At 69.0% G+C, this 18,775-nt stretch carries 19 protein-coding genes and 1 pseudogene; 17 read left to right on the top strand and 3 right to left on the bottom strand.

The window, feature by feature from the left end; translation table 11 throughout:
- Nucleotides 1-247, bottom strand: a pseudogene (locus WFM69_RS12975) (hypothetical protein); the annotation flags it as partial.
- Nucleotides 248-507: 260 nt separating this feature from the next.
- Entirely contained in the window at nucleotides 508-1,059 is a 552-nt protein-coding gene (locus WFM69_RS12970; protein WP_337005290.1) for a hypothetical protein, read from the bottom strand.
- 237 nt (nucleotides 1,060-1,296) lie between these two features.
- On the opposite strand from WFM69_RS12970, the gene rpsA reads away from it, so the two are divergent.
- The 11 genes from rpsA to WFM69_RS12915 all read left to right on the top strand — a co-directional run bounded on the left by rpsA (nucleotide 1,297) and on the right by WFM69_RS12915 (nucleotide 13,883).
- The gene (gene rpsA / locus WFM69_RS12965) at nucleotides 1,297-2,751 is read left to right on the top strand and encodes a 30S ribosomal protein S1 (RefSeq protein ID WP_337005288.1); all 1,455 of its coding nucleotides are present in this window, start codon (nucleotides 1,297-1,299) and stop codon (nucleotides 2,749-2,751) included.
- A 144-nt stretch (nucleotides 2,752-2,895) separates the two neighbouring features.
- Nucleotides 2,896-3,738, top strand: coding sequence for an ABC transporter ATP-binding protein (locus WFM69_RS12960; protein WP_337005286.1), 843 nt, complete (start codon nucleotides 2,896-2,898; stop codon nucleotides 3,736-3,738).
- Nucleotides 3,735-4,775, top strand: coding sequence for an aliphatic sulfonate ABC transporter substrate-binding protein (locus tag WFM69_RS12955; protein ID WP_337005284.1), 1,041 nt, complete (start codon nucleotides 3,735-3,737; stop codon nucleotides 4,773-4,775). Before WFM69_RS12960 ends, WFM69_RS12955 begins: the two co-directional genes overlap by 4 nt.
- Nucleotides 4,772-5,632: an ABC transporter permease gene (locus WFM69_RS12950; RefSeq protein WP_337005282.1), complete on the top strand. Its 861-nt coding sequence runs from the start codon at nucleotides 4,772-4,774 to the stop codon at nucleotides 5,630-5,632. Before WFM69_RS12955 ends, WFM69_RS12950 begins: the two co-directional genes overlap by 4 nt.
- Complete coding sequence (gene acs / locus WFM69_RS12945) at nucleotides 5,623-7,635, top strand: acetate--CoA ligase (RefSeq protein WP_337005280.1); 2,013 nt, start codon at nucleotides 5,623-5,625, stop codon at nucleotides 7,633-7,635. Before WFM69_RS12950 ends, acs begins: the two co-directional genes overlap by 10 nt.
- 7 nt (nucleotides 7,636-7,642) lie before the next feature.
- Nucleotides 7,643-8,947, top strand: coding sequence for an O-acetylhomoserine aminocarboxypropyltransferase/cysteine synthase family protein (locus WFM69_RS12940; RefSeq protein ID WP_337005279.1), 1,305 nt, complete (start codon nucleotides 7,643-7,645; stop codon nucleotides 8,945-8,947).
- Complete coding sequence (locus tag WFM69_RS12935) at nucleotides 8,944-9,522, top strand: CoA-binding protein (RefSeq protein WP_337005277.1); 579 nt, start codon at nucleotides 8,944-8,946, stop codon at nucleotides 9,520-9,522. The genes WFM69_RS12940 and WFM69_RS12935 overlap by 4 nt, the downstream gene beginning before the upstream one ends.
- 32 nt (nucleotides 9,523-9,554) lie before the next feature.
- A complete protein-coding gene (gene coaE / locus WFM69_RS12930) occupies nucleotides 9,555-10,154 on the top strand; it encodes a dephospho-CoA kinase (RefSeq protein WP_337005275.1) in 600 nt (199 codons plus the stop codon).
- Complete coding sequence (locus tag WFM69_RS12925) at nucleotides 10,151-11,362, top strand: MFS transporter (RefSeq protein ID WP_337005273.1); 1,212 nt, start codon at nucleotides 10,151-10,153, stop codon at nucleotides 11,360-11,362. The genes coaE and WFM69_RS12925 overlap by 4 nt, the downstream gene beginning before the upstream one ends.
- Nucleotides 11,363-11,444: 82 nt before the next feature.
- Nucleotides 11,445-13,517, top strand: coding sequence for an excinuclease ABC subunit UvrB (uvrB, locus tag WFM69_RS12920; protein WP_337005271.1), 2,073 nt, complete (start codon nucleotides 11,445-11,447; stop codon nucleotides 13,515-13,517).
- Between the two features lie 15 nt (nucleotides 13,518-13,532).
- Nucleotides 13,533-13,883, top strand: coding sequence for a TfoX/Sxy family protein (locus tag WFM69_RS12915; protein ID WP_337005269.1), 351 nt, complete (start codon nucleotides 13,533-13,535; stop codon nucleotides 13,881-13,883).
- A 3-nt stretch (nucleotides 13,884-13,886) separates the two neighbouring features.
- On the opposite strand, the gene WFM69_RS12910 is transcribed toward WFM69_RS12915, so the two are convergent.
- Entirely contained in the window at nucleotides 13,887-14,129 is a 243-nt protein-coding gene (locus WFM69_RS12910) for a hypothetical protein (protein ID WP_337005267.1), read from the bottom strand.
- Nucleotides 14,130-14,174: 45 nt separating this feature from the next.
- On the opposite strand from WFM69_RS12910, the gene WFM69_RS12905 reads away from it, so the two are divergent.
- The 6 genes from WFM69_RS12905 (at nucleotide 14,175) to WFM69_RS12880 (ending at nucleotide 18,770) form a co-directional block, all read left to right on the top strand.
- On the top strand, nucleotides 14,175-14,618 hold the full coding sequence (locus tag WFM69_RS12905) for a MarR family winged helix-turn-helix transcriptional regulator (protein ID WP_337005265.1): 444 nt from the start codon (nucleotides 14,175-14,177) through the stop codon (nucleotides 14,616-14,618).
- Between the two features lie 61 nt (nucleotides 14,619-14,679).
- Nucleotides 14,680-15,429, top strand: a complete 750-nt coding sequence (locus tag WFM69_RS12900) for a DUF4129 domain-containing protein (RefSeq protein ID WP_337005263.1) — start codon at nucleotides 14,680-14,682, stop codon at nucleotides 15,427-15,429.
- Nucleotides 15,426-15,899 carry a hypothetical protein gene (locus WFM69_RS12895; RefSeq protein ID WP_337005261.1) on the top strand — a complete coding sequence of 158 codons (474 nt, stop codon included), beginning with the start codon at nucleotides 15,426-15,428 and terminating at the stop codon, nucleotides 15,897-15,899. The genes WFM69_RS12900 and WFM69_RS12895 overlap by 4 nt, the downstream gene beginning before the upstream one ends.
- A complete protein-coding gene (locus WFM69_RS12890) occupies nucleotides 15,896-16,867 on the top strand; it encodes an AAA family ATPase (RefSeq protein WP_337005259.1) in 972 nt (323 codons plus the stop codon). The genes WFM69_RS12895 and WFM69_RS12890 overlap by 4 nt, the downstream gene beginning before the upstream one ends.
- On the top strand, nucleotides 16,864-18,177 hold the full coding sequence (locus WFM69_RS12885) for a DUF58 domain-containing protein (protein ID WP_337005257.1): 1,314 nt from the start codon (nucleotides 16,864-16,866) through the stop codon (nucleotides 18,175-18,177). Before WFM69_RS12890 ends, WFM69_RS12885 begins: the two co-directional genes overlap by 4 nt.
- Nucleotides 18,174-18,770, top strand: a complete 597-nt coding sequence (locus tag WFM69_RS12880) for a hypothetical protein (protein ID WP_337005255.1) — start codon at nucleotides 18,174-18,176, stop codon at nucleotides 18,768-18,770. The genes WFM69_RS12885 and WFM69_RS12880 overlap by 4 nt, the downstream gene beginning before the upstream one ends.
- The last annotated feature ends 5 nt before the right edge of the window (nucleotides 18,771-18,775 follow it).

Below are 18,775 nucleotides of genomic sequence, written 5' to 3'. Positions count from 1 at the left end.
CGCCGGTGGTTGTTGATCTGGTGGTGCCGTCGCCGTAGTCGAAGTCGTATCCGATGGGGTTGAATCGCACGTTGACGGGTCTGTCGAAGAGGTCGCCGCTTTGCGTGTGCACGGTGCTTGTTGCCACGAAGTTTGTCGGCATGCCTGCGACGCCGGCGTTTCCTGGTTCGATTGTCGTGGGGGTGGGTGGTGGTGCGAATGCTGCGACATCGGTGATGGTGAGGGGTTGTCCGATCTCGTTGGTCACCCTGACTGCTTCGAACTGGCACGAGAATCCGGCGGCTGTCGTGCACGGGGTCTTGGTGGGAGTGGGTAGCGCGGGGGAGTCCTTGCCCGGCTTGCCGCTGCGGTCCGGGGCGGGGCGGGTTTGGGTGCTGGAGATGACGACGCCAGTGTTGCCGGTGGAGATAGCCGCGCTGCCGATTGGAGTGTCTTGATCGTCATCGTGCGATAGCGCGACGTAGGCAGTAGGCCCAAGCAAGGCCGCGACGAGGGCGACTATCACCACTAGGTCGCGCACGGCATTTCCTCATCGACCGCTGCTGAGTCGATTGTGAACGACCCACCGTCTGCGACGAAGGTGACTTGCAACCCGTACACATCGGGGCGATTGGAGTCGACCTGAGACACTCCTACTGAGTCGACAACGGTGACTCCGCGTACGTCGAGGCATACGTCCGCTTCGACCCGGTCGAGAGCGGCAGAGCTGTGCGTCGCGCGGAACGACACGATCTTGGTGGAACCCGAGACCGTGTAGTTCTTGGCATGCATTGCTGAGTATGCCTCGCGGTCCGCACGCTCGAACTCTCCACTGGAGAGTTCGTAGAGAGGCTCGAAGGTAGCGGGATCCGCCACGTCGACTCTGTTTAGTCGAGCGGTGAACTCTTGGTAGGTCTTCTCAGCGGCGGCGAAGGCGTCTTCTTCAGAAGCGAACGCCGCGGTGGGAGTCGGAGTCGGAGTCGGCGTCGGGGAGCAAGCCGCGAGGAGAGCCGCGAGCGAGACGGCGGCGAAGAGAGCGGATCGGCGTGGGATGGATGCGTGTGAGATCGGCGGAAGCACCCCGTCACGGTAGCCCGGAGCGGGGGAGCGTCGTTCGCGTTATCCACAGGCCGATCCGACGGAATCCGGCTCCCTGTGCGCGCCGAACTTCTGATAACCTTGAGTGTCACTCGTGGCGTGCATACGCGTGCCCTCGTGACAAGCAACCAAAATCCAACTGCTGTGACGCATGCAGTCGGCCGTGCGCGGCCGTTGCGGCACAGCCCGAGTCTCCATTCAACAAGGACAACCCACTACATGACTACCGCAACGACCGCCCCGGCCACCAAGCAGGTCGCCATCAACGACATCGGATCTGCTGAGGACTTCCTGGCCGCGGTCGAGAAGACCCTGAAGTTCTTCAACGACGGCGACATCATCGAAGGCACGATCGTCAAGATCGACCGCGATGAGGTCCTCCTCGATGTCGGCTACAAGACCGAGGGTGTCATCCCCTCGCGCGAGCTCTCGATCAAGCACGACGTCGACCCCAACGAGGTCGTCGCTGTCGGCGACCTGGTCGAGGCCCTCGTTCTCCAGAAGGAGGACAAGGAAGGCCGTCTGATCCTCTCCAAGAAGCGTGCACAGTACGAGCGCGCCTGGGGTGACGTCGAGAAGATCAAGGAGAACGACGGCGTCGTCACCGGCACGGTCATCGAGGTCGTCAAGGGTGGACTCATCGTCGACATCGGCCTCCGCGGCTTCCTGCCGGCTTCGCTCATCGAGCTCCGCCGCGTCCGCGACCTCACGCCGTACCTCGGCCAGGAGATCGAGGCCAAGATCCTCGAGCTCGACAAGAACCGCAACAACGTCGTCCTGAGCCGCCGCGCGCTGCTCGAGCAGACGCAGTCGGAGTCGCGCACCACGTTCCTGAACAACCTGCACAAGGGTCAGGTCCGCAAGGGTGTCGTCTCGTCGATCGTCAACTTCGGTGCGTTCGTCGACCTGGGTGGCGTGGACGGCCTCGTGCACGTCTCCGAGCTGTCCTGGAAGCACATCGAGCACGCCTCCGAGGTCGTCGAGGTGGGCCAGGAGGTCACCGTCGAGATCCTCGAGGTCGACCTCGACCGCGAGCGCGTCTCCCTGTCGCTGAAGGCGACGCAGGAGGACCCGTGGCAGGTCTTCGCCCGCACCCACGCGATCGGCCAGGTCACGCCGGGTAAGGTCACCAAGCTCGTCCCGTTCGGTGCGTTCGTGCGTGTCGCAGACGGCATCGAGGGCCTCGTCCACATCTCCGAGCTCTCCAGCAAGCACGTCGAGCTGGCTGAGCAGGTCGTGTCGGTCGGCGAAGAGGTCTTCGTCAAGGTCATCGACATCGACCTCGAGCGTCGCCGCATCTCGCTGTCGCTGAAGCAGGCCAACGAGTCGGTCGACCCCAACGGCACCGAGTTCGACCCGGCCCTGTACGGCATGCTCGCCGAGTACGACGAGAACGGCGAGTACAAGTACCCGGAGGGCTTCGACGCCGAGACCGGTGCGTGGAAGGAAGGCTTCGACGCTCAGCGCGAGGCATGGGAGCAGGAGTACGCTGCGGCCCAGGCTCGCTGGGAGGCGCACAAGGCTCAGGTCGTCAAGGCGGCCGAGGCCGAGGCTGCGGCCGGAGACGACTTCGGCGGCCAGTCCTTCTCGAGCGAGGCGGCCGGCGCCGGCACGCTCGCTGACGACGAGGCCCTCGCCGCTCTGCGCGAGAAGCTCTCGGGCGGCAACGCTTAAGCAGCACTGACGAAACGGGTCGTCACCTCGCCTTCGGGCGGGTGTGGCGGCCCGTTTCGCATGTCCGGAACGACCGGTCCGGTTGCGTGACGCAACATTACGACCGCATTCGTAACAATCGATCCCCTCCGCCAGCATGGGCGTATGACCGCTCTGCTGCCCGCGCCGCGCACCGCCGCCGCCCCGACGACAGCGGGGATCGCGCAGAGCGTACGACTCGACGGCATCGAACGCTCCTTCCCGCTCGCCCAGGGCCGCCGAGAGGTCCTGCGCGGGGTCGACCTCGACGTCGCGGCAGGCGAGATCGTCGCCATCGTCGGACCGTCCGGGTGCGGGAAGTCGACCCTGCTCCGCCTGATCGGCGGACTGGATGGCCCCACGCGCGGCAGTATCCGCCTCGACGACACCGCGGTCGCCGACGTCGACGAACGCACCGCCGTCGCCTTCCAGGAACCCCGGTTGCTGCCCTGGCGCACGCTCGCGCAGAACGTCGAACTCGGCCTGCCCCGCGGGACCGACCGCCGTGCGGGCCGTGAGCGCGTGAGCGAACTGCTCCACCTGGTCGGACTCGAACACGCCGCCGACCAGCGTCCGCGCGAGGTCTCCGGCGGCATGGCGCAGCGCGCTTCCCTGGCACGCGCGCTGGCCCGCAACCCCTCGGTGTTGCTGCTCGACGAGCCCTTCGGCGCACTCGACGCGCTCACCCGCCTGCGGATGCACGATCTGCTCCTGAAGATCCACGCCGCCGAACCCACGACCATCCTGCTCGTCACCCACGACGTGGAGGAAGCGCTGTACCTCGCCGACCGCGTGCTTCTGCTGCGCACGCTCACCGACGGAGACGAGACCTCGATCGCCCGCACGATCACCGTGCCGGGCATCCGCCCCCGAGACCGCGCCGACCGCGGTCTCGCCGACCTGCGCGCCGACCTTCTCGAAGGACTCGGCGTCGACACCCACCACCGCATCACCGAGGAGACCCGATGAGCATCACCACCCGCCGTATCCTGCCTGCGATCGCGATCGCGGGCACGATGATGCTCGTAGCGACCGGTTGCGTCGCGGGGGAGAACGCCGCAGCCACCGACACCCAGCGCACAGCCGGTGCGACCGAATGGTCGTCCGACACCCTCACGATCGACTTCGCGACCTACAACCCGCTGAGCCTGGTGATCCGCGACCAGGGCATCCTCGAGGACATCCTCGGCGACGACGTGAAGGTCGAATGGGTCCAGTCGGCCGGGTCGAACAAGGCCAACGAACTCCTGCGCTCCGGGTCGGTCGACGTCGGCTCGACAGCCGGCTCCGCGGCTCTCCTCGCTCGCGCCAACGGCTCGCCCATCCAGGTCATCGACATCTTCTCGCAGCCGGAGTGGGCAGCCATCGTCGTCGGGCCGGACAGCGACATCACCTCGGTCGAAGACCTCAAGGGCACGTCGATCGCCGCGACCAAGGGCACCGACCCGTACTTCTTCCTGCTCCAGGCGCTCGAAGAGGGTGGGCTCTCCCTCTCCGACGTCGAGGTGCAGAACCTCCAGCACGCCGACGGTCGCGCCGCCCTCGACGGCGGATCGGTGGACGCGTGGGCGGGCCTCGACCCGATCATGGCCGCCGCCGAGGTCGAGTCGGGCGACAAGCTCATCTACCGCAACGTCGACTTCAACACCTACGGCTTCCTCAACGCCACCGAGGACTTCATCACCAACCACGCGGACCTCGCACAGGCCGTCGTCGACGCGTACGAGCAGGCCCGGGAGTGGGCGCTCGAGAACCCGGACGAGACGGCGGCACTGCTCGCCGACGTGGCCGGCATCGACATCGGCGTCGCCACCACGGTCATCCAAGAGCGCTCCAACCTCGACGTGAGCGGCGTCCCCGGCGACGACCAGATCGCCGTGCTCGAGAAGATCGCGCCCGTGCTCGTCGAATCCGGCGACGTGCAGGGCGGCAAGGATTCCGTCGACAAGGCGCTCTCCTCGATCGTGAACGACACGTTCGCGAAGAAGGCGGTCGGCGGCGAGTGATCGTTCCCGACCAGCGAGTGATCGTCCCCGCGGATTCGCGCGACGCGCTCGACTTCGCCAAGGGGGAGCCGCGGCGTCACGAGGTCGGTGCCCGACGCGCGTGGGATCGGCCCTCCGTGAGGATCCTCGCGGGTCTCCTGCTGCCCGCGATCGTCCTGATCGCGTGGCAGGTGGTGACCACGACCGGACTCGTGCCGCCGTATCGTCTGCCCGCTCCGGCCACCGTCTTCACCGCCGGCGTCGAACTCGCGGAACGCGGTGAGCTCTGGACGCACATCGCGATCTCCGTGCAGCGCGTGCTGCTCGGCTTCGCGATCGGCTCGGTCGTCGGACTGGCGGCCGCCGGCATCGTGGGCCTGTCCCGGCTCGGAGACGTGCTCCTCAGCCCGACGCTCGCCGCCCTGCGCGCGGTGCCGTCGCTCGCCTGGGTGCCGCTTCTCATCCTGTGGATGCAGATCGGCGAGGAGTCGAAGGTCACCCTGATCGCGATCGGCGCGTTCTTCCCGGTGTACACGACCGTCGCCTCGGCCCTGCGCCACGTCGACCCGCAGCTCGTCGAGGCCGGACGATCGTTCAGCCTGCGCGGCTGGTCTCTCTTCCGCATCGTGCAGCTGCCCGCCGTCGTGCCCTCTGTCGTCTCCGGACTGCGGCTGGCACTCGCCCAGGCCTGGCTGTTCCTCGTCGCGGCCGAGCTGATCGCCTCGTCGATGGGGCTCGGCTTCCTGCTGACTGACTCGCAGAGCACAGGACGGGTCGACCGCATCCTGCTCTCGATCGTGCTGCTGGCCCTCCTCGGCACCATCACCAACGGCGTCCTGGCGCTGTTGGAGAAGCTGCTGCTGCGCCGATGGACGTGAGCGGGGCTGAGGCGCGCCTGCAGGAGACGCGCGTCTACGCGCCGTCGGGCGGCTTCGCCGATGCCAACGTGACGGCAGAGGCCTATGCGCGCGCGGCGGCCGATCCGATCGCGTTCTGGGAGGAAGCCGCACGCCGTCTCGACTGGACGGAACCCTGGCACACCGCCCATGAATGGGAGCCTCCGCTCGGCGACACCGTTCCGGCCGCGCGCTGGTTCCTGGGCGGACGCCTCAACGTCGCCGTGAACTGCGTGGACCGTCACGTCGACGCCGGTCGCGGCGACAAGGTCGCGCTGCACTTCGAGGGTGAACCGGGCGACCGCGTCTCCGTGACGTACGCCGACCTACAGGACCGCGTATCCCGCGCCGCCAACGCGCTCCTGGCGCTCGGGATCGACCCCGGCGACCGTGTCGTGATCTACCTGCCGGTGCTGATCGAGACGATCGTGATCACGCTGGCCTGCGCGCGGATCGGCGCTGTGCACTCCCTCGTGTTCGGCGGCTTCTCCGCCGAGGCCGTGCGCTTCCGTCTGGAGGACACCGGAGCGAAGCTGCTCGTGACGAGCGACGGCCAGTTCCGCCGCGGCGCCGCGACCGAGGTGAAGTCCACCGCAGACATCGCCGCTGCGGGCCTCCCTGCACTCGAACACATCCTCGTGCTTCGTCGAACCGGTCAGGATGTGCCCTGGGCGGATGGGCGCGACGTCTGGTGGCACGAGGTCGTCGACACCGCGTCATCCGTCCATGCGGCGCCGTCGTTCGATGCCGAGCATCCGCTCTTCATCATCTACACGTCGGGCACGACCGGGAAGCCGAAGGGACTCGTGCACACCTCCGGCGGGTATCTGACGCATGCGAGCTGGGCCCACTGGGCGCATTTCGACGCCAAGGCCGACGACGTGCACTGGTGCACCGCAGATCTCGCCTGGGTGACCGCGCACACGTACGAGATCTACGGACCACTGTCCAACGGACTGACCCAGGTGATCTACGAAGGCACGCCCGACGCCCCGCACCGGGAACGCCACCTCGAGATCATCGAGCGCTACGGCGTCACCGTGTACTACACGGCCCCCACCCTCATCCGCACCTTCATGACCTGGTTCGGCCCCGATCTGCCGGCCGGACACGACCTCTCCTCGCTGCGGTTGCTCGGCACAGTCGGCGAGGCGATCAACCCCGAGGCCTGGGTGTGGTTCCGTCGGAACTTCGGCTGCGACCTGCTGCCGGTGATCGACACCTGGTGGCAGTCGGAGACCGGTGCGGCGATGATCGCGCCGCTGCCGGGGATCACCCCGCTCAAGCCCGGGTCGGCATCCGTTCCGCTGCCCGGCATCGACGTCGCGGTGGTCGACGAGAACGGGGACGAGGTCGCCCCCGGTCGGTCCGGAACACTGGTGGTCCGGCGGCCCTGGCCGGGGATGGCCCGCACGGTGTGGGGAGATCCGCATCGGTATCGGGACGCATACTGGTCGACGTATGCCGGACGCGGCGACGCCGGCGGGTTCTACGTCGCCGGCGATGGGGCGACACGGGACGCCGACGGATACATCTGGATCCTCGGCCGGCTCGACGACGTGGTGAACGTCTCCGGCCACCGGCTCTCGACGATCGAGATCGAATCCGCCCTCGTCGCCCACGACACGGTCGGCGAAGCAGGCTCGGCGGGCGTCGCCGATCCGGTGACGGGGCAGGCCGTCGTGGCCTTCGTCACGCCATCCGGCCGTGCCGAGGTGACGCCGTCCGACCTGCGCGCACAGGTCGCCCGGGCGATCGGATCCGTCGCCAAGCCGCGGCACATCGTGGTCGTGCCCGACCTGCCGAAGACCCGGTCGGGGAAGATCATGCGCCGACTCCTGGCACAGTTGTGGGAGGCGGAGCAGGACCGCCGCGCCGGGCGCGCCCCGCAGCAGCTCGGAGACACCACATCGCTGCAGAACCCCTGGGCCGTCGACGACATCGCCGACGTGCTCGCCACCGAACTCTCGCCACCGCTGAACTGAGGACACCATGACGGAAGAACATCGCTTCGGGTTTCGCACCAGAGCCCTGCACGCCGGCGGCACCCCCGACGCGTCGACCGGAGCCCGTGCGGTCCCGATCTACCAGACCACGTCGTTCGTGTTCGACGACGCGACGGATGCCGGCAATCTCTTCGCGCTGCAGAAGTACGGCAACATCTACTCCCGCATCGGCAATCCGACGGTCGCAGCCCTCGAAGAGCGCCTCGCGTCCCTCGAAGGCGGAATCGGGGCGGTCGCGACCGCCTCGGGAATGAGCGCGGAGTTCATCACTTTCGCGGCTCTCGTCGGCGCCGGTGACCATGTCGTCGCGGCCGCACAGCTGTACGGCGGCACCGTCACCCAGCTCGACGTGACGTTGCGCCGCTTCGGCGTGGACACCACGTTCGTCGCCTCAACCGACCCGGCCGACTTCGCCGCCGCGATCCGCCCCGAGACCAAGGTCGTCTACGTCGAGATGATCGGCAACCCCTCGGGAGAGATCGCCGACATCGAAGGTCTCGCCGCCGTCGCCCATGAGGCCGGTGTGCCGCTCGTGGTGGACGCCACGCTCGCAACGCCGTACCTGGCGCGTCCTCTCGAGCACGGGGCGGACATCGTGATCCACTCCGTGACGAAGTTCCTCGGCGGGCACGGCACCACGCTCGGCGGCATCGTGGTCGAGAAGGGCACGTTCGACTGGGGCAACGGGAAGTTCCCGCAGATGACCGAGCCGGTCGAGTCGTACGGCGGCATCAGATGGTGGGACAACTTCGGCGAGTACGGCTTCCTCACCAAGCTCCGCTCCGAGCAGCTGCGCGACATCGGCCCCGCGCTCAGCCCGCAATCGGCGTTCAACCTGCTGCAGGGCATCGAGACGCTGCCGCAGCGCATCGACGCGCACCTCGCGAACGCCCGCATCGTGGCGGACTGGCTCGACTCCGACCCGCGCGTCGCCTACGTCACCTGGGCGGGGCTCGACGGGCACCCGCACCACGACCGTGCCGCGAAGTACCTGCCGCTCGGTCCCGGGTCGGTCTTCGCGTTCGGCGTCGCGGCCGAAGACGGCCGAGCGGCGGGGGAGGCGCTGATCGAGAACCTGCAGCTCGCCTCGCACCTGGCGAACATCGGCGATGCCCGCACCCTCGTCATCCACCCTGCATCCACGACGCACCGTCAGCTCACGGAGGAGCAGCTCGTCGCGGCGGGCGTGCGGCCGGACCTGATCCGCATCTCGGTCGGTCTCGAGGATGCCGACGACATCATCTGGGACCTCGACCAGGCTCTCACGACCGCGACAGGAGCGAACCGATGAGCGTGACCACCACGGGCGACGTGTGCGCCCTGCCCGCCGTGACGGATGCCGCGGCCTGTGCGCTGCCGGGTGCGGCGCCGGACGTGCCGGGACGCACCTGGATCGGGCCGTCGCAGCAGGAGCGGTTCGCGCTGCTGCGGCGCGCGAAGTCGATCGCGATCGTCGGGGCCTCCAATAACCCTGCGCGCGCCTCGTACTTCGTGGCGACATACCTCCTCTCCAGCACGGCCTACGACGTGTACCTGGTGAACCCGCGGGAGACGGAGATCCTCGGCCAGCGCGTCTATGCGTCGCTGAGCGACCTCCCCGTCGTGCCGGACATCGTGGACGTGTTCCGGCGACACGACGACCTTCCGGGTGTCGCGCGGGAGGCGATCGATGCGGGGGCGCAGACCCTGTGGCTCCAGCTCGGCTCCTGGAACGAGGACGCGGCGGCGATCGCGGAGGGTGCAGGGCTCTCGGTGGTCATGGATCGCTGCATCAAGATCGAGCACGCCCGGTTCCACGGCGGACTGCATCTCGCCGGCTTCGACACCGGCGTGATCAGCTCGCGACGTCAGCTGCTGGCGCGCTGAGCGCCACCCCGGGAGAACCCTAGACTGGCGGCATGCCCCTCATCGCACTCACCGGCGGCATCGCGTCCGGGAAGTCGACCATCGCGCGGCGTCTGGCCGAGCACGGTGCCGTCATCGTCGACGCCGATCAGATCGTGCGCGACGTGCAGGCCCCCGGGTCGCCCGTGCTGGATCGCATCGCGCAGACGTTCGGGGCGGAAGTCATCTCCCCGGACGGCGCGCTTGATCGCGCGGCGCTCGGTGGCGTGGTCTTCGGTGACGTCGAGTTGCTCGCACGGTTGAACGCGATCGTGCATCCGGCCGTGCGGGAGGAGTCGCAGCGACGGTTCGACGAAGCGCTGGCCGACAACCCCGAAGCGGTCGTGGTCTACGACGTCCCGCTGCTCGTCGAGGCGCGCGTGGACGACCCGTGGGACCTCATCGTGGTGGCGCACGCACCGGCGGTGACTCGCCTGCAGCGGCTCGTCGAACTGCGCGGAATGGACGAGCGTGCGGCGCAGGAGCGGATCGACGCGCAGGTGTCCGACGAGCGCCGCCTCGCCATCGCCGACGTCGTGATCGACACGTCCGACACGATCGTGCGCACGAACGAGCAGACGGACGCCCTCTGGGAGCGGATCAGCGGGCAGTGACCTTCTCCGGCCACGCGCCGGGCTCGCGGGAGTACCGGCGTCTCATCATCGGTCTGTTCTTCGCCGGGATCGCGACCTTCGCGCAGCTCTACTCCGCTCAGGCCGTGCTGCCGCAGATCTCGGACGAGCTCTCGGTGAGCCCGGCCACAGCCGCCCTCACCGTCTCGGCCACGACGCTCGGACTCGCCCTCGCGGTCATCCCCTGGTCGATCGTCGCCGACCGCATCGGACGGGTGCCGGCGATGGCGACCGGCGTGCTCACGGCCACGGTGTTCGGCCTCTCCGCACCCCTCAGTGGCGAGATCGTCATGCTCCTCGTGTTGCGGTTCGCGGAGGGTGTGGCGCTGGGGGCGGTGCCGGCCGTCGCGCTCGCCTACCTCAGCGAGGAGGTCGAGGCGCGTCATGCCGCGGCCGCCGCCGGAAGCTACATCGCCGGCACGACCGTGGGCGGACTGCTCGGCCGCATCGGTTCCGGCATCGTCGGCGAGGTCGGCGGATGGCGCGCGGGGATCCTGTCGGTCGCGGTGATGTGTGCTGTGGCCGCCGTGCTCTTCCTGTGGCTCACGCCGCGGGCACGGGGTTTCGTACCTGGACGCCTGCGGGTGGACCGTGGCCCCGGCATCCTGGAACGGCTGCGCGGACCCCTGCGCTCACCGTTGCAGTGGGCGCTCTACGCGCAGGGCTTCCTGCTCATGGGGGCTTTCGTCGCCGTCTACAACTATCTCGGCTTCCATCTCTCCGCTGAGCCGTTCGCCCTGCCGGTGTGGGTGGTGACGCTGCTGTTCCTGGCGTACCTCGCCGGCACGGTCTCCTCTCCCTGGGCGGGAACGCTCGCATCGCGGATCGGTCGCTTCCCGGTGCTCCTGGGGTCGATCGGAGTGATGGCCGTCGGTGCCGGACTGCTGCTCGCGCCGGTCACGGCCATCGTGCTCCCCGGTCTGGTGCTGTTCACGGCGGGCTTCTTCGGCGCGCACGCGGTGGCATCGGGGTGGACTCCGGTCGCGGCCGGCCCGGCGAGTCGTGCGCAGGCGTCGTCGCTCTACTACTTCGCCTACTACGCGGGTTCCAGCCTGTTCGGGTGGGTGCTGGGCCTCGTGTTCGGCGGGGCGAGCTGGGGCTGGTTCGTGGCCGTGATCCTCGCGATGTGCGCGGCGGCGGCTCTCGCGGCCGTGTCCGCACTGCGCGGGGCACCGACCGGTCGGGCGTGAGATCCGTGGCGATCCGGAGTCCGTGAGCCTTGGCGCTCGCCTCGACGGCCTCGATGTCGGAGGGGCGGCATACGCTGGAGGTATGCAACCCACGCGCAGTGTCCGTCCTTTCGAGGTCATCAGAGCGTACACGCCGGCCGGCGACCAGCCGCAGGCGATCGCCGACCTCGCGGCGCGCATCAACGCCGGTGAGACCGATGTGGTGCTGCTCGGCGCCACCGGTACCGGAAAATCGGCCACCACGGCGTGGCTCGTCGAGCAGGTGCAGCGGCCGACACTGGTGCTCGCGCACAACAAGACGCTGGCCGCCCAGCTGGCGAACGAGTTCCGCGAGCTGATGCCGAACAACGCGGTCGAGTACTTCGTGTCGTACTACGACTACTACCAGCCTGAGGCCTACGTGCCGCAGACCGATACCTTCATCGAGAAGGACTCATCGATCAACTCCGAGGTCGAGCGACTGCGGCACTCCACGACCAACTCTCTGCTCAGCCGGCGCGATGTGGTCGTCGTCTCGACCGTGTCCTGCATCTACGGTCTCGGTGCCCCGGAGGAGTATCTGCGGGCCATGGTCGCGCTGCAGGTGGGGGAGCGGTACGACCGCGACGCGCTCATCCGCCAGTTCATCGCGATGCAGTACAACCGCAACGATGTCGACTTCTCGCGCGGCAACTTCCGGGTGCGCGGCGACACGATCGAGATCATCCCCGTCTACGAGGAGCACGCGATCCGCATCGAGCTGTTCGGAGACGAGATCGAGGCGCTGTACTCGCTCCACCCGCTCACTGGCGAGGTCATCGAGAAGCTCGACTCCGTGCCCATCTTCCCGGCGTCGCACTACGTGGCGGGCACCGACGTCATCCAGCGCTCCATCGGCACGATCGAGGCCGAGCTGGAGGAGCGTCTGGCGGAGTTCGAACGGCAGGGCAAGCTGCTCGAGGCGCAGCGACTGCGCATGCGCACCACCTTCGACCTCGAGATGCTGCAGCAGCTGGGGTTCTGCTCCGGCATCGAGAACTACTCCCGGCACATGGACGGGCGCGAGCCCGGCGAACCCCCGCACACGCTGCTCGACTTCTTCCCCGACGATTTCCTGCTGGTGATCGACGAGTCGCATGTGACGGTGCCGCAGATCGGCGCGATGTACGAAGGCGATGCGTCGCGCAAGCGCACGCTCGTCGACCACGGCTTCCGCCTGCCGAGCGCGATGGACAACCGTCCGCTGCGCTGGGACGAGTTCAAGAACCGCATCGGGCAGACCGTGTACCTCTCGGCCACCCCCGGAAAGTACGAGATGGGCATCGCCGACGGGGTGGTCGAGCAGATCATCCGTCCGACCGGGCTGGTGGATCCGCACATCGTGGTGAAGCCGTCGAAGGGGCAGATCGACGATCTTCTCGAGGAGATCCGACTGCGGGTCGAGCGCGACGAGCGCGTGCTGGTGACCACCCTCACCAAGAAGATGGCCGAAGAGCTCACCGACTTCCTCGGCGAGCACGGGGTGCGTGTGCGCTACCTGCACTCCGACGTCGATACGCTGCGTCGGGTCGAGCTGCTCAGTGAGCTGCGCGCGGGCGTGTACGACGTGCTCGTGGGCATCAACCTGCTGCGTGAGGGCCTCGACCTTCCGGAGGTCTCCCTGGTCGCGATCCTCGACGCCGACAAGGAGGGCTTCCTGCGGTCGGGCACTTCGCTCATCCAGACCATCGGTCGTGCCGCGCGAAACGTCTCCGGCGAGGTGCACATGTACGCCGACAAGATGACCGATTCGATGACGAAGGCGATCGAGGAGACCGATCGGCGCCGCGAGAAGCAGATCGCATACAACAAGGAGAACGGCATCGACCCGCAGCCGCTTCGCAAGCGCATCGCCGACATCACCGAGGTGCTGGCGCGCGAGGGCGCCGACACAGCCGAGATGATGTCGGGTCGCGGGCGCGCCACGGGCAAGGGCAAGTCACCGACGCCGAACCTGCGTCGCACGGGGATCGCAGCCGAGGGTGCTCAGCAGCTCGAGGCCACGATCCAGGACCTTTCCGACCAGATGCTCGCGGCGGCGGCAGAGCTGAAGTTCGAGCTCGCCGGGCGTCTGCGTGACGAGGTGCAGGATCTCAAGAAGGAGCTCCGCGCCATGGAGCGAGCCGGGCACGCCTAGGCAGGGGGCCGAGCGATGGATGCTGCAGGGAACGAGCTCGCCGATCGCGTCCGCGCGCTGCTGGGTGCGGATGCCGCGATCGAGGAGCGGCGGATGTTCGGCACGCGGGCGTTCTTGGACGGCGGTCACATCCTGGTGGGTGCGCGTCCCGGCGGCGTGCTCCTCGTCCGCGTCGATGACGAGAACGGCGCCGCCCTGTTGACGCAACCCGGTGCGGCTCGCGCGGTGATGGGCGCGCGGACGATGAGTTCAGGCTGGCTGGACGTCGTGCCGAGTGCGATCGAGGACGACACCGCATTGATGTTCTGGCTCGATGTCGCACGAGAGTCGACGGGATCGGCTGTCGAGACGCCCGATCAGGACTGACCGTCAGGGGCAGTGCACCAGCGTCTTCGGTCCAGAGCGGTCGATCTCGTGCTGCGACATCGGAGCGCCGCAGAGCGGGCACGCACGCTCCGCACGTTCTGCGGCACTGGGCGGGGGAGTCGTCTCATAGGGCCCGACGGATGCCGGACCGGCGAACCGGATCAGGTTCGTGTTCACCCAGGAGTACAGTCCGCCGGCTTCGCGGATGCGGGTGCGGAGGGGTGGGCGGTCGGAGTCCTGTGACATGTTCATTAGTGTACTAATGATTCGTGCAGATGTATAGTCGCCTGTGTGACACCATCCGATGACCTGCTCCGTCTGGAGAACCAGCTCTGCTTCGCCCTGGTGACGGCGGCGCGCAACGTCGTCGCGCTGTATCGGCCGATCCTCGAGCCGCTGGGGCTCACGCACCCGCAGTACCTCGTCATGCTCGCGCTCTGGGAACGGGCGCCTCGCACGCTGAACGACCTCGCCGTCGATCTGGCGCTGGAGCCGGCCACCGCCTCGCCGCTCGTCAAGCGTCTGGAGGTCGAGGGGCTGGTGACTCGGCAACGGAGCACCGAGGACGAACGGCGCCTGGAGATCGCCCTGACCGAGGCCGGGGCGGCACTGCGGGATCGGGCGGTGACGGTGCCGCATCAGGTGATGGCGGCCGTGGGTATGGACATCGACGAGATCGCCGCACTCCGCGACGGCCTCGGACCCTTCGCCGGACGACGCCCGGACCTCGGCTGACGCCGCCTCCACGCAGCGGCCATGACGTCGCAGCGGGGGAGGTGCCCCCTAGGGTGGAGGCATGTCGCGCTCCGAGCCCCCGGCCCCGGAGCAGGAGCATGTCGGAACGCGGCCGCGAATCGACCGGCTGCTGGTCCCGCTGATCGGCATCGCCGGCTTCTTCGCGGTGGTCATGTTCGCCGCCTCAGCGCAGGGGACTCCGCAGTTCGGCCCGTGGCCGATCGAGGGCGCCGAGCCGACGGCTGTCGACAACACGCCTGCGCCGATGGAGTCCGCTCCGCCGCCGCCCCCTCCCGAACAGCCGGCGGACTCCGCGATCCTCGCGATCATCGGCTACGTGGCAGCCGCCCTCATCGTCGCCGCCGTGCTCGCGATGGTGTACCTCGGTGTGCGGTATCTCCTCCAGTTGTGGCGCAACCGGCCTCTGGCACGTCGTGGCGCAGCCGATGTGGCGGTCGAGGTGGTCGCCGCACCCGTCGCCGACGCAGACCCCGACGCGGCGGTGATCCGTCGCGGCATCGACGAGGCTCTGCGCACGATCGACGAACGCCCGGAACCCGGAGACAGCATCGTCGCGGCCTGGGTCGGACTGGAGGAGTCGGCAGCCGATGCCGGTGCCGGTCGTGCGGCGAACGAGACCCCCTCCGAGTTCACCGTGCGCATCATCGGGCGACGCAAGGGGATCGCGGACGAGGTCGTCGTGCTGCTGCGACTGTACGAGGAGGTCCGCTTCGGCGGTCACGTGGCCGACGATGACGACCGTGCCCGTGCGGCGACGTGTCTGCGCGGCATCCAGGAGGGATGGCGATGAAGGCGAAGGTCCTGGGGATCGCCGCCGGCCTCGTGGTCGCAGCTGCCGTCGTGGTTCTCCTGGGACAGGTCGGCTTCCCGATGCCGTTCATGGCGGCCTGGTTGATCCTGATCCTCGCAATCGCCCTGGCCGCACGGCAGGTCTTCTTCGACGACAGCGCGAGCTGGCCGCCCGAGAAGCCGCGACGGGACTCGCGCGGGTCCGAGGTGTCGCGGCTGGCGTGGGGGATCAACTCCCGTACGGGTGTCGTCGGTCATCTCGTCGTGCGCCGTGTGCAGAACGCGTTGCGCAGGCGCCTCGTCCACCGCGGCCTCGACCTCGACGACCCCGACCAGCACGCGCGCATCGACGCATTCCTCGGGGCGGGTGTGCGCGACGCCCTCCACCGACGTGAAGTGCAGCGTGCCGACGTCGAGCGCGTGCTCGACGCGATCGAACGCATACCGAACGACATGAAGGAGACGGCATGAGCAGTCAGGACACCACGCAGATCGCCGATGTCGGGCGCCGCGTGCTGGACAGCGTCCGCGGTGCGGTCGTCGGGATGGACGAGCCCCTCACGGTCGCGCTCGCGGCGATCCTCGCGGGCGGACATGTGCTCTTCGAGGACGTCCCGGGACTCGGCAAGACGCTCGCGGCGCGGAGTCTCGCTGCAGCCCTCGGGCTCGATTTCCGACGACTGCAGTGCACGCCCGACATGCTTCCCGGCGATGTGACCGGGTCGTACGTGTATGCGCCGGCGACCGGCGATTTCGTGTTCCGGCCTGGCCCGATCTTCACCGGACTCCTCCTGGCCGACGAGGTGAACCGCACGACGCCGAAGACGCAGTCCGCGATGCTCGAGGCGATGGCCGAGCATCAGGTGACCGTGGAGGGCAACAGGTTCGCGCTGCCGCGACCGTTCCACGTGATCGCGACCTCGAATCCGATCGAGTACGAGGGGACCTACGCGCTTCCCGAGGCGCAGCTCGACCGCTTCATGGTGCGGCTCGCCGTGGGATACCCCGCGGCAGACGATGAGGCCCGCATCATCCTCGACCGCGTGCGTCGCCAGAGCCCCGACGTCACGGTCGACGCCGTGGTCGATGGTGAGGGGCTGCTTGCGATCCAGGCAGCGGTTGAGCGCATCCACGTCGATGCCGACGTCGTACGCTACTGTGTCGATCTCACGAAGGCGACACGCGATGCCGTGAACGTCGCGGTCGGAGCCTCGCCGCGCGGCTCGCAGGCGCTCGTGCTGCTGGGACGAGCTCTCGCGGCGCTCGATGGCAGGGATTACGTGCGCCCCGATGACATCAAGCGCATCGCCGAACCCGTGCTCGCGCATCGCCTCACCCTCACGCCCCAGGCGTGGGCGCAGGGCGTGGATCCGCGATCCGTCGTCGCCACGGTGGTGGCGACGACCCCGGTTCCGCCGACTGTGGCCGTGCTCCGGTGACCGAGCCGATTCGTGTCAGCGCCCGCGCTCCGGTGCGGTGGCACCGGACGCCGGTGGTCGCCATCGGGATCATCGGGGCAGCGGCCTTGACTGCCGTGGGGCTCGTGTTCTCGCGCCCGGACGTGATCGGGATCGGGCTCCCGCTCGCGCTCGCGACCGCATGGATGCTGCTGCGCCGGCCGGAGGACTCGGCGATGTCGATAGAGTTGCGCGCTCGCCCCGGCGGCGCAGAGGCATCGCCGAACGCGGTCGCGGAGGCGGACATCGTGCTCGATGCGGACTGGCTGCAGGTCGCGGTCGATCAGGAGGGATGGCGGACGGGCGTCGCGGAGGTGCGTCCCGGATCTGCTGTCTTCGGCTCACGGAGCCGTCTGCAGCACTCGGGCCCTGTCGAGCTGCTCGGGGTCACCGTCCGCGGTGCGGCGCTCGACGGAGCGTGGGTGTCGGACACGGCTCCGCGCGTCGCCCTTGACTGGAACACGCCGCCGCGCTCGGTGCGGATCGGCCGCCTTCCGGTCGCCCCGCGATTGGCGGGTCTGCATGGCGCGCATGAGGGGGCGCGACCGGGCCAGGGCGGCGACTTCCGCGACATCCATCCCTTCGCGCCCGGCGATGAGCTGCGTCGCGTCGATTGGCGCGCGACGGCCCGCGCGGCCCGTCGCCCGGGTGAGCTTCTGGTGCGTCGCACGAACACGCTCAGCGACTCCTCGGTGGTGATCGCGGTGGACACCGCGGAAGACGTCGGCGCGGTCGTCGCGGCATGGGGAGTCGATGACCCCGACCGCTCCGGGACGACGTCGCTCGACCTCGCCCGCGAGTCGGCCCTCTCGATCGCGACAGTGGCGATCGGTGCCGGGGATCGCGTGGCGTACCACGCGCTGTCGCCGGGGGGCCGAAGCGTGCGTTCCGGTGGCGGTGCGCGGCATCTCGCCCGGGTGCGTGACACGATCGCCGCCACTGGCCGAGGGGAGGACGGGTCGCGCTACCTTCGGTCCCCGGTCGTGCCCGCCGGATCCATCGTCTTCGTCCTCTCCACCTTCGTAGACGGCGTGGCCGCCCGCGTGGCCACCGGCTGGCGCGCGTCGGGTCACGCCGTGGTCGCCGTCGATGTGCTGCCGACTCCGGACACGACCAGGCTCACCCGAGAACAGGGCATCGCCCTGCGCACGGTGCTCGCCGAGCGCTCCGACATCCTCGCCGAGCTGCGCCATGCCGGCGTCGAGGTCGTGCCCTGGGCGAGTTCCGATGTCGATGTCGCGATGCGGCTCGCTGCGGTGCGTCAGCAGCGGATGGGGGCGGTACGGCGATGACGCGCGGCATCAGGTCGTTCCGCGTGCCCGGTGCGGTCCCGGGACTCGTCATCCGCCTGCTGCTCGTGGCGATCGTCTGGTTCGGGGCCGTCGCGCTCAACCCGTTCCCGCTGTGGCAGGGGATCGCAGTGGTCGCCTCCGTGATCGCGACCGTGCTGCCCCGCTCCCTTGCGGCCTGGCTGGGCGCGGCGTGCCTCGTGTTCGGGGTGCTCCTCACGGATCCCGCGCCGGAGCGGACGGCGCTCGCGGTGCTGCTCGTCCATGCCATCCACGTGTTGGGCGCGCTCGCGCTCACGATCCCGCTCGCCTCGCGGGTCGCCCTCGCCGTGCTGGCGCCGAGTGCTACCCGGTTCCTGGTCGTGCAGCTCATCGCGCAGCCGTTGGTGTTCGGCGTGTGGCTGCTGGCGCCTGCCGACGTCGATCGCGGCGTCGCCTGGCTCGCGCCCGTGGCGGCGGTCGCGCTCCTGGTCGGTGTGCTGCTCGCGCTCAGGGCCGCGCGAAAGGCGGACGATTCCCGGAGAACCGCCGCATCCGAGAGCGCGCCGTCGGTGGTCGAGCGGCCACGCGGAGCCGATGTCCGTGGCCCCTCGTAGACTTG

The sequence above is a fragment of the Microbacterium sp. LB12 genome, from assembly GCF_037150835.1.
Taxonomy (GTDB): Bacteria; Actinomycetota; Actinomycetes; order Actinomycetales; family Microbacteriaceae; genus Microbacterium.
This window is presented reverse-complemented; position numbering and strand designations above follow the sequence as displayed.